Consider the following 10,437-nt stretch of genomic DNA (forward strand, 5'->3'; position numbering starts at 1 on the left):
GAACATATCGCTCCTGGGCCGCGCTTTCACGCCACCACCCCTCGCCTCGACGCGCGCATCCTCAGGGGGCTCATGCCATATTCGCGACTATAGGCGCGGGAGAAGGCGGACAGGCTGTCGAAACCGCAACGCAATGCAATCTCGCGGATCGGGCTGCCAGAATCACGCACCAGACGGTGTGCGACCTGCAGACGAAGGCGCAGATAGTAGGCGCCGGGGCTGGTCGACAGCCCGCGCGCGAACAGCAACTCCAGCTTGCGTTGCGAAATCGACAGCCGCTTCGTTAGAGCGGCGATCGTCAGCGGACGCTCAAGCGTCCGCTCCATCAATCGAATCGCTTCGGCGAGTTCCGGATCGCGCGTTTCGATGCGCCCGAGCGAAACGAACGGCTGGACGTCGGTCGCGCTATGGGTCTGGTCATAGACGAAGATGCTGGCGACATCGAGCGCCAAGGCCGAACCCAGCCTTTGCGTGATCCAGTGCAGCATCATGTCGAATGTGGGTGAGGCACCGCCCGACGTCCAGAACTTCCCGTCGGCGACGAAACGATCACCAAGCACCGTCAAGGCCGGAAAGGCCTGGCTGAAATCTTCAAGCTCCTCCCAGTGCGCGGTCGCCCGACGACCATTGAGCATGCCGGTTCGTCCGAGCAACCAGCAGCCCGATTCGATGCCGGCGACGATATCGAAGTGCCGGGCGCACTCCTGCAGTACCCCGATGAATTTCTTGTCGACATGCCGTTCGAGATTGAAGCCACCAATCACCAGCAAAGCGTCGCCGGCGAGCGGCTGGGCAAACTTGCCGTCGACCACGATCGGGATGCCGCAGGTCAACGTCACCGGTTTTCCATCCGCCGAAAGCAGTCGCCAGCGAAACACGTCGCGTCCGGAGATGCGGTTGGCGGCGCGCATCGGATCCAGCACCGAGGCGAGCGACATGATCGACGACTCCGGCAGGATGACGACGCAAACTTCGATCACAGATTGTGGACGTCCATCAGAAGGCATGCGGGAAATGTCAAATTTCGAGCGATAAATGTCAATTCTGGAAATGACGTTCGGGCATTATCAGACCGTATCGATCTCCCTACGCGCGGCGCTGCAGCCCCGCGCTGAGACGTTCCCCTTTCCGCCTTTGCCGGAACGGGCCGGTTGGAGCCATCCACCGGCCCGTTTTTTTCTATGCCGCCACAAGAAGAAGGATCGCGGTGCCGGCACGTCATTAGCCGGACCCGACGCAGCAGATCTCGACGTCTGCGTAGACGTCAAGGATGCGTGCAGCGCCGATAATTCATCGACCATTTGCAACTCCTTCTGTACATATGCGCATATAATTGGCAGATGTTCCGGACGATAAGCTTAATCTGCCGTCATGGCGGCAATCAGCATCAATATTTTGCGTATAGCTCTACGGATATCGGCATTCACCCGCAGACTGTTGTCTCTCGCATCTGGAAATTCACCATGAATATAACGAGGTTTCTGCTGATCTTGCCGCTTATAGCGGTCCTGACCTATCTCTTGTTTCTTGGCCTCATCTTTTTTTCGCAGCGTACCCTTCTCTATCCCGGGGCAAATGCCGCTGCCGTACCGAACCCTCCGATCTGGGGCGAGAATGTCGCCGTCAGCACGCCGGACGGCGAGACGCTACACGGGCTTTACAGTCAAGGTGAACCCGACAAACCCGCTGTGCTGCTCTTTTTCGGCAACGGCGATCGAGCCGACAACTATGAGTTTCTGGCGCAGGCACTGGCTGCGCGCGGTATCGGATTGCTCGCGATTTCCTATCGCGGCTATCCAGGATCGACCGGCTCACCCAGCGAGCAGGGCCTGCTGACGGATGGCATCGCGGCGTTCGATTGGCTGGCACCCCRCATCAAAGGAGGCATCGTCGTGCTCGGCCGATCCCTCGGCACCGGCGTCGCAGTGAACACTGCGGCACAAAGACCCGTCTCTGGCGTGATCCTCATCTCCCCGTATCTATCGGTCCTCTCGGTCGCCGAAGCGCGCTATCCGTTCCTTCCCGTCAGGCTCCTCATCAAGGATCCCTTCCGCTCCGATCTCAAGATAGCCGCGGTGAAACAGCCAAAACTCTTCATCCACGGTCGGTTGGACGACAGCATTCCCCTGTCGTCTGGCGAGGCGCTCTACCGCATCGCTGCCGAACCCAAACGGATGCTGATCGACGAGCGCTCGGGCCACAACGACATCTGGAACGAGAATACGGTAAGGGAAGTGATCCGATTTGTGGAGGTGTTGCCGAAGGACGCCGCCTAGGCGGACACCACGCACCTCGTGACTGTGTCCACGATTTCAATCAAAGAAACAGATGATTAGAAACTTGGCGACCCCTGCAGGATTCGAACCTGCGACAACCTGCTTAGAAGGCAGGTGCTCTATCCAACTGAGCTAAGGGGCCGTCCCGGGCTGTGCCCGTCGGATGCGACCTGGGACCTTAGTGGGTCCAGGGCTGCATCCGGTTGAAACGGAAGTTGTCCGGGTAGGACACGCTCTTGCGCGTCGCTTCCTTCGGCGCGATTACGCGGTATTCGATGCCGTTACGCTCGGCATAGGCGATGGCCTGCTCGGCGTTTTCGAAGGTCAGCCGCAGCTGCTGCTTCATGTCGCCRGAGCTGGTGTAGCCCATGATCGGGTCGATGGTGCGCGGCTTTTCCTGATCAAACTCCAGCACCCACAGATTCGTCTTGGCTTTGCCAGACTGCATGGCGGTCTTTGCTGGACGATAGATCTTTGCGGACATGGTTTCGAACGGCTCCATACTTTCGCTGGCAACATTCACGGGCGCCAGCATTCCGTCTTCCCATAACGCAGATTGATTTAAAACGGAATGACTTTCGGCCGGATAAATTCGGCTTTTCAGTGGGAGGATCGCGCTGGACGCAGGCCTCGACTGAGGGGACACGCAATCCGCGCGCCACAAGCACGCAAAGGCGGTGCAGCGATATCTGGCGGAAAGAAACAGGGAGAACAAGAACGCCTATCAGGCGTTACGATGGTCGGAGTGGAGAGATTCGAACTCCCGACCCTCTGGTCCCAAACCAGATGCGCTACCAGACTGCGCTACACTCCGTGCCAACGGCGCCGGAGATACACGCTTCGCCCTTGGGCTGCAACATGTAATTTCGCTGTTGTCCACTCTCAAGAAACCTGTACTCGGGCCATCCGCGGTCCGCGCCAGCGGAAATGTCCCGAATTGGGACAAAAGCGGCGATTTGTCATCCGAATTTAGTAATCGCTAAATCCATTGCGGCTAGAGCCACGTGGTGCACAACCCCACCGTGCCAGCCTCCAAAACCCTCCCGAGCATTCCATGAACGCCCAACTCGACCTCGCCACCGTTCTGCTTCTTCACAAATCATCCTTCCTCGTCGGCGCGTTCTGCTTCCTTTACGCTCGCTGGCAATCGCCGCGGGATGAAGGGCTAGGAATTCTCGCGAGCGGCTTCCTCTTCCTGGCACTTGCGTCGACGCTCGCAGGCTACGGCGAACAGAAGCTGCTGCCGGCCTATCTGTGGACGCTTTCGAGCTTCACGCTCGGGATCGGCGGCTATGCGCTGTTCTGGATCGGGGTGCGCCGCTTGAGCGCCGGTCGTCGGCGCAAGGCGGACTGGCTCGCACTTTCGATACCGGTCGCGGGTGCGGCAATCGGTCTTGCCACCCATTTCCACGTCGTCAACTACGTCCGCGCCAGCGTCTTCAATGCCACAGCCTTTGCCCTCCTCGCCGCCTCCGCCGTTGCCGTCATCGCGGATCGCAAATGTGAACCGCTGCCAGTACGCGCATTGTTTGCGGCAGCCATGGCCGTCGGTGCCAGCCTTTGCCTTGCCGTGGTGGTCGGCCTTGTAAAGCCTGGTATCATACCGATCACGACCACCTACGCCTTTTTCCTCTCGATCATCTGTCACTTCGCGATTGCCTTTTTCGCACTCGTCCTCGTCAAGGAGCGGGCCGAAGCGGAACTCAGGCGTTCGGCCGACACCGATGCCCTGACGGGCGCTGCAAATCGACGCTGGTTTCTTACGCAACTGCCTGGTTCCAACTGGCATGGCGACTGCCTCATCGTCATGGACCTGGACTTCTTCAAGCGCATCAACGATCGCTACGGCCACCACGCCGGCGACCAGGCTCTGATCGCCTTTGCCGATCTGATCAGGTCGAATCTGCGAAAAGGCGATTGATTCGCCCGCCTCGGCGGGGAGGAATTTGGTCTCTACCTGCCGCAGACGAGCGAAGCGCAGGCGTTTGCCATCGCCGAGCGGTTGCGGCGCGCTGTCGAGAATCTTGCTGTTACAAGCAACGAACAACCCATAGCGCTCAGCGTCAGCATGGGCCTCGCCGCCGCCCACGGCAACGAGAGCTCGTGGGAGGATTTGTTCAACAGGGCAGATGCGGCGCTCTACGAGGCCAAGCGCAGCGGCCGTAATCGCGTCACATCATCTTCCTCGGCGCCCACACCCACTTCAACGTCAATGGAAGCGAGCTTCGGCCGCGCCGGCTGATGAGGGTATGTCCTTCCCAAAAAAAAAAGCGGCCATCCCATGCAGAGGCCGCTCAGATTGGAGGTGTAATGCCTCATACTACTCCTTTTGAGCGAAATTGCCTGTGGCCAAATTTCACCTATGCCGCGCAATCGGCTACCATGGCGGGTGCGACTGACAGCTTCGCACTTCGCGCGGCACACGCTCCGGTGTAGAACGAGCGCGCAGCCACAATCGCGCTGTCTCTGCTGGAGTTTCGCCTTGCCTCTGTAAAATCCGGTCTCGCTAGTTTCGCCCCGTACGCCCGATAGCACTCGACGCTATCGGTTTGATTTTTCGCGCGTTCGTTGAGGTGGCGGTTCGAGACCGGAATGGCATTGCCGATCTCAAGCCCGGTGCAATGGCACCAGGCGGAACCATCACCTACAAACGCTGCCAGACCGCGTCCCCGGAACGGGTACTCAAACCGTCGTCTCGATGGACTTCCTTTTGGAAGAACCAGACGACATGTCTCATACATTGACGGTCCTGTGGACCATTGAACCACAAACGGCGCCGCGCCCCTGGCTTGCCTGCAGCCGCTGCCGCGGCGCGCGCCCTTTCGAGTGCAGCGGCAAGACGCGGCTGAACGCCAACGGCCGACGGCTTGATGCCTGGCTGATCTATCGCTGCGCCGACTGCGATGACACCTGGAATCGCCCGATCTTCGAGCGGCAGAATGTCCGCGACATCTCRCCCGAAACGCTCGACGCCCTCCAGAACAACGATCCAGGCTGGGTGCGCCGGGTCTCGTTCGACGTCGAGGGTCTTCGCCGCGAGAGCAGCAGGATCGAAGAATTCGCCGATTGCCGGGTGGCAAAGCGCGTGCTCGCTGAAGCGCGGGACGCGTGCACCCACCTTGAACTCGTCGTGCACGTGCCGTTGGCGGTCAGTATACGTGCCGATCGCCTGCTTTCGGCGGAACTCGGTCTCTCGCGCAGCAGGCTCACTCGGCTGGAGGAAGAGGAGCGGCTGACGCTGCAGTCCAGCTCCCGCAAGGCTTTGAAACGGCCGATCCGGGATGGCCTACGGGTGGTTGTCGATCTCTCGGAGGAACGCGATCATGACGAAATTGCCGATCGCGCGCGGGGCATATTGCTGCCTGCATGAACGAATTGGGGGAGCGTCGGCCCTATGCCGGCGCTTTCTGCCGAAAGGTCAGAACTTCACACCGACGCCAACGGTGAACTGATGCTGATCGAGATCGACGTTGACGCCGCGGAAGTCCTTGTCGCCATAGTCGTTGTAGCGATACTCGGCGCGCCCGAAGACGTTGTCGGTGAACGAGTAATCGACACCGGCACCGATCGTCCAACCGTTGAAGGTCTCTTTTTCCTTCGACGCTCCGGGCACGTCGACGAAGCCCCGGGTAACCGCCCAGCCACCTGCCCCGTAGAGCAGCGCCTTGTCGTTCAGTACATAGCCGACGCGTCCGCGGATCGCGCCGGAAACATCGGTTCCGGCTTTGAGGGAGGTCCCGCCAAGATCGAATCGCTTGTCATTCCAGTTGTAGTTGACGTCGCCCTCAATACCGTAGACCCAATCACCCTGCTGGTAATTGAAGCCGGCAAAGGCACCGAGCAGACCGCCATTGAAATCTTTGGAGCCGCGGCCGCCGGGCGCGCTGAAATCGCCGTTCAGCCAGCCGCCACCGCCCTGGAGACCGACGTAACCGCCGGTCCATACGAAAACGGGCGGCGTTTCGGCAACTGGCGCCGGCTCCAGCGCCGGCGTCAAATCTGCCGCCATCGCTGTTTGACAGAATGCAGAGGCGGCCACGATTGCAACAAGCACATTCCGGATCATCACAGATGCCTCCTGTTGTCCTCGGCAAAACATTAGCAACTTATTAAGTTGAAGTCTGCCCAAAAGGCTTTGCAGTCGTCATCGAAAGGATCGAATCATCTCGATACCGGTGATTTAGGCGCTGGTCCTCAAACTACAAGGCGGCGCCCCACGCCACCGGCCGATTCGTGATCCAAAGGCGGGTCACTGGCCTGGGATTCGAGCGCCCTCCAGGCGGTCTCCGGCCCGAATATCAAGCCGCTTGACGGTACCGGCATTGAGTTCGAGAACGAAGGCGACCGGCTCACCGGAATCTATGATCGCCTCGGAAAATGGCACGGCGTCCTCGCGGATCGTCCGCACAACGCCCCTGTTGTCGATGAACAGCATGTCGAGCGGAAGATAGGTGTTCTTCATCCACATCATCACGCGGCGGGTTTCACCGAAATCGAACAACATTCCGTGATCCGGCGCCATCGAGCGGCGAAACATCAGTCCCTGCTCGCGCTGGTCGGGATCGACGGCCAGTTCGACCGTCAGTTCGTGCACCTTCCTGTTCGCGGTTACGAGCCGCATCTTGTCCTTGGGAAAGGACACCTCGGCCAGCGCCGCTACGGTGAAGGCGAACAACAAAAAAAGCGCCAACAGGGCGCTTTTTCCGGAAAGGTTTCGTGCGGCGAGCATCAGTGCGACCGGCTCGTCGGCGACGGACCATCCGGATGTATTTCGGCAGCCATCAGGCCCTTTTCGCCATCGCCGAAGCGAACGAGAACCACCTGCCCGGGACGAAGCTCGGTGAGACCGAAGCGCCGCAGGGTCTCCATGTGAACGAAGATATCCTCTGTTCCTTCGCCGCGCGTCAGGAAGCCGAAGCCCTTGGTGCGATTGAACCACTTGACGAGCACCCGCTCGAGGCCGCTGGTCGGCGTCACCTGGACATGGGTGCGCACCGGCGGAAGCTGCGACGGGTGCACCGCCGTCGACTGATCCATCGAGAGGATACGGAACGCCTGGTAGCCGCGGTCCCGCTTCTGGATGAGCGCCACGACCCGCGCGCCCTCAAGAACCGTCTGGTAGCCATCGCGCCTCAGGCAGGTCACGTGGACCAGAACGTCCTGCATGCCATTATCCGGCACGATGAACCCGAAGCCCTTGGCGACATCGAACCATTTGATCACGCCAGTGATTTCGATGAGGTCGAGAGCATCACTGCCAAAGTCGTCACCATGCATGACGTCTTTTGAAGATGTCCTATCCGCCATTCTCTCACAGCCCCTCGTTTACGCGCGACTACCGATACGGTTAACTGATTCTTATTGACCAGAATAACATCGTCCCGCCGCGGATACGCAAGACCCTCGGCATATTTTGGCCGAAATCTAATATGCGGACGCAGCCTTGCCTCTGGCTTGCTGGCAGCCCACTATACGCCATCTTCTGCAAAACAGGGACATTGCAATGCGCTATCTGCACACGATGGTTCGCGTCAACAATTTGGATGCGGCCTTGAACTTCTACTGCACGCTTTTCGGCCTGACCGAAATCCGCCGTTACGAGAACGAGAAAGGCCGCTTCACGCTCGTTTTCCTCGCCGCTCCCGGCGACATCGATCGTGCACGCGGGGAGCTCTCGCCCTGCCTCGAACTCACCTACAACTGGGATACGGAAGAATATACCGGCGGCCGCAATTTCGGCCATCTCGCCTATGAGGTCGACGACATCTACGGCTTCTGCCAGCACCTGATGGAAAATGGCGTGACCATCAACCGCCCGCCGCGCGATGGCCACATGGCCTTCGTTCGCTCTCCGGACGGCATTTCTATCGAGATCCTGCAGAAGGGCGAAAACCGTCCGCCGCAGGAGCCCTGGGCTTCGATGGCCAACACCGGCGCGTGGTAAGCCCCGCGCAATTCTGACTGGCGATGATACCTGTGTGCAGTCGGCAATTCCGGTTGGCATGGCCGAGTCGCCGATCAGCAGCAGCTATGAATGATCTGGGGCCCGGTCTATCCGGGCCTTTGCATGTTTGAAACATGCGGGCTCAAGGTTAGCGCCGGTTTACAAATCGCGTGTCGTTGAGTATTTTTTCGCGCGAAACGTTGATGCCGGGTCCTATCCGCGATGTCTCGTGGCGACGACCCCCTTTGTACTTGGCCTGATCTTTTCCCGTGGCGTCTTTTCGGGCCGTCGCGAGAAGCACGAGTTTGTTTGTTCTGAGCGATGTTTCGGAACTGAGACTTAATGCATGACAGGGCGAGGCTTCGCCGATCATGCACGGAGAGCGGGGATAGGACGTTGCAACATCTGGAGACGAAAGGCGCAGTGCTCGCCGCGATTGCGCGGGCGGCAGCTTTATCCGTTTCACTCCTGGCACTGAGCAGCTGCGTGTCGGCTGTTGCCGACGGTGACGTGGCCGCCGAGCTGGGCCTCGAGGGACAGGCGGCACCTCAGACCGCCGAATCGGCCGAGCCGGGCGCTGTCCGCGATGCACAGGTGGCCGCAATGGGCAGCGATCCGCAAACGCAGCAGACCGCCACGGCGCAGGCCCCCACGCAAGGCCAGCCCCTGACAATGCAGAGCACGGGCCTGAGTGCTGCAAATTCAAGCATTTATGGACAGGCTGCGGCGACGCAAGCCATGCCGGRCACCCAGCCGGAAGCCGCTGGAACGGCACCGGCGGGCCAACCCGCCATGAATGCGACCACAAACAGCCTTTTCAGCGGTGGTCAGCGGCGTCCTCTGCCCATCATGACGCCGCAACAAGGCGCGGCAAACGAAACCTCCGCCGCTCCGTCGGACACGGCGGTCGCCGCCTACGCGCCCACCGAAGCACAGGAGCATGTCCTTCCGGCATCCGTTCCGTTGCCCCTGAGCGCCGAGGCCGCCGCCGGCGGGGAAAAATCGGCCGCACTTCAGGCCGTGGCCAATGCCGAGGTTGCGCCAGCTACGACCGAAGTGGCGGTCGCGGAACCGACGCAGGCGGCCACAGAGGCCAAGGAAAGCGACGGAGACAAGGAAGCGCCGAAGGCCTGGACGCTCGCAACGCTGTTTGCCGGAAAGCGCAAGGAAAAGCAGCAGGAAGCCCAGCGCACTGCGCAACCGGCAGAAAAGAAGACGATTACCACCAGCAATGCGAGCCAGCCGCAGACAGCGTCCCTCGCCTACACGCTGCCAGGCGTCAAACTGAATACGCTCTATAACTTCGAGCATGAAGAGCATCTTAGCGGCGACGACGATGCTCCGGTTCAGGTCGCCTCGCTTTCGGGCCTGGCGCGACTGGCGCCAAGCGGATTGATCCTGCAGACCGAGAAGGTCGATGCCGGCTGCTTCAAGCCCGAACTCATGCAGATGCTGAAGAAGGTGGAATCGCATTACGGCAAGCAGGTCATGGTGACCTCCGGTCTACGCCCCATCAAGGTCAACCGCGAGAAGCAGTCGCTGCATACGCGCTGCGAGGCGGCAGACATCCAGGTTCAGGGCGTCAGCAAGTGGGATCTGGCCGAATTCCTGCGCAGTGTTCCAGGCCGAGGCGGTGTCGGCACCTATTGCCACACGGAGTCGGTGCATATCGACATCGGCACACAGCGGGATTGGAACTGGCGTTGCCGGCGCGGCAAGGGCTAAGGCCAACCGCTTGTTTCCATGAGCTATTCCACAGACTCCGCCCCGGGAATGGAGACTGTGGAATTTTTACAGAAATATGAAAATTGCCGCTTGCGGTTCTCAAATCCTCTGGCTATAAGGCGCCCACACAGCAAGTGCGCCCTTCGTCTATCGGTTAGGACACCAGATTTTCATTCTGGGAAGAGGGGTTCGACTCCCCTAGGGCGTGCCACTGTGTCGATCTCTTCCCCCCGTAAAAATTGCTACTTCCTCTGCCTGAAGCAGGCGATTCCGGCCCTCACGGTACCGTTGATTCCAACCTGTCGGGCATCGGATTTTTCTCGCTGTTTTTAACAGGAAAAGCACAAAAATCCTGAGATTGGCGCTTGCGGTATTCAGAGTCGCTGGCTATAAGGCGCCCACACAGCGAGTGCGCCCTTCGTCTATCGGTTAGGACACCAGATTTTCATTCTGGGAAGAGGGGTTCGACTCCCCTAGGGCGTGCCACTGTGT

Annotated in this window: 9 protein-coding genes, 4 tRNA genes and 1 pseudogene; 7 read left to right on the forward strand and 7 right to left on the reverse strand. The window is 59.9% G+C overall.

Annotated features, from left to right (window positions below):
- Positions 1-26: 26 nt before the first annotated feature.
- Positions 27-1,007 (reverse strand): GlxA family transcriptional regulator, encoded by a 981-nt coding sequence (locus AB4Z53_RS33770; RefSeq protein ID WP_441599734.1) that lies wholly within the window; start codon positions 1,005-1,007, stop codon positions 27-29.
- Between the two features lie 456 nt (positions 1,008-1,463).
- Between AB4Z53_RS33770 and AB4Z53_RS33775 the strand changes: the two genes are divergently transcribed.
- Positions 1,464-2,276, forward strand: coding sequence for an alpha/beta hydrolase (locus AB4Z53_RS33775; RefSeq protein ID WP_441599744.1), 813 nt, complete (start codon positions 1,464-1,466; stop codon positions 2,274-2,276).
- Positions 2,277-2,341: 65 nt separating this feature from the next.
- Here AB4Z53_RS33775 and AB4Z53_RS33780 read toward each other — a convergent pair.
- From AB4Z53_RS33780 to AB4Z53_RS33790, 3 genes are all read right to left on the reverse strand, one after another.
- A tRNA-Arg gene (locus tag AB4Z53_RS33780) sits at positions 2,342-2,418 on the reverse strand.
- A gap of 36 nt (positions 2,419-2,454) precedes the next feature.
- Complete coding sequence (locus tag AB4Z53_RS33785) at positions 2,455-2,760, reverse strand: ETC complex I subunit (protein ID WP_034791376.1); 306 nt, start codon at positions 2,758-2,760, stop codon at positions 2,455-2,457.
- A gap of 253 nt (positions 2,761-3,013) precedes the next feature.
- Positions 3,014-3,090: transfer RNA gene (locus AB4Z53_RS33790), tRNA-Pro, on the reverse strand.
- Between the two features lie 240 nt (positions 3,091-3,330).
- Here AB4Z53_RS33790 and AB4Z53_RS33795 point away from each other — a divergent pair.
- Together AB4Z53_RS33795 and AB4Z53_RS33800 are read left to right on the forward strand one after the other, a co-directional pair.
- Positions 3,331-4,518 (forward strand): annotated as a pseudogene (locus AB4Z53_RS33795) (GGDEF domain-containing protein).
- 486 nt (positions 4,519-5,004) lie between these two features.
- Positions 5,005-5,646, forward strand: coding sequence for a DUF1062 domain-containing protein (locus tag AB4Z53_RS33800; RefSeq protein ID WP_441599736.1), 642 nt, complete (start codon positions 5,005-5,007; stop codon positions 5,644-5,646).
- Positions 5,647-5,694: 48 nt separating this feature from the next.
- Here AB4Z53_RS33800 and AB4Z53_RS33805 read toward each other — a convergent pair whose 3' ends face one another.
- From AB4Z53_RS33805 to AB4Z53_RS33815, 3 genes are all read right to left on the reverse strand, one after another.
- Complete coding sequence (locus AB4Z53_RS33805) at positions 5,695-6,342, reverse strand: outer membrane protein (protein WP_441599738.1); 648 nt, start codon at positions 6,340-6,342, stop codon at positions 5,695-5,697.
- 183 nt (positions 6,343-6,525) lie between these two features.
- The gene (locus tag AB4Z53_RS33810) at positions 6,526-7,005 is read right to left on the reverse strand and encodes a DUF192 domain-containing protein (RefSeq protein ID WP_441599740.1); all 480 of its coding nucleotides are present in this window, start codon (positions 7,003-7,005) and stop codon (positions 6,526-6,528) included.
- Positions 7,005-7,583, reverse strand: a complete 579-nt coding sequence (locus tag AB4Z53_RS33815; protein ID WP_043623636.1) for a cold-shock protein — start codon at positions 7,581-7,583, stop codon at positions 7,005-7,007. The genes AB4Z53_RS33810 and AB4Z53_RS33815 overlap by 1 nt, the downstream gene beginning before the upstream one ends.
- Positions 7,584-7,779: 196 nt before the next feature.
- On the opposite strand from AB4Z53_RS33815, the gene AB4Z53_RS33820 reads away from it, so the two are divergent.
- The 4 genes from AB4Z53_RS33820 (at position 7,780) to AB4Z53_RS33835 (ending at position 10,431) form a co-directional block, all read left to right on the forward strand.
- Positions 7,780-8,220: a VOC family protein gene (locus AB4Z53_RS33820; RefSeq protein WP_113537103.1), complete on the forward strand. Its 441-nt coding sequence runs from the start codon at positions 7,780-7,782 to the stop codon at positions 8,218-8,220.
- A gap of 396 nt (positions 8,221-8,616) precedes the next feature.
- Positions 8,617-9,945, forward strand: a complete 1,329-nt coding sequence (locus AB4Z53_RS33825) for a D-Ala-D-Ala carboxypeptidase family metallohydrolase (RefSeq protein WP_441599742.1) — start codon at positions 8,617-8,619, stop codon at positions 9,943-9,945.
- A gap of 136 nt (positions 9,946-10,081) precedes the next feature.
- Positions 10,082-10,156, forward strand: a tRNA-Glu gene (locus tag AB4Z53_RS33830).
- A gap of 200 nt (positions 10,157-10,356) precedes the next feature.
- Positions 10,357-10,431, forward strand: a tRNA-Glu gene (locus AB4Z53_RS33835).
- Positions 10,432-10,437: the final 6 nt, after the last annotated feature.

This window comes from Ensifer sp. 2TAB8, from assembly GCF_052115125.1.
Lineage (GTDB): Bacteria > Pseudomonadota > Alphaproteobacteria > Rhizobiales > Rhizobiaceae > Ensifer.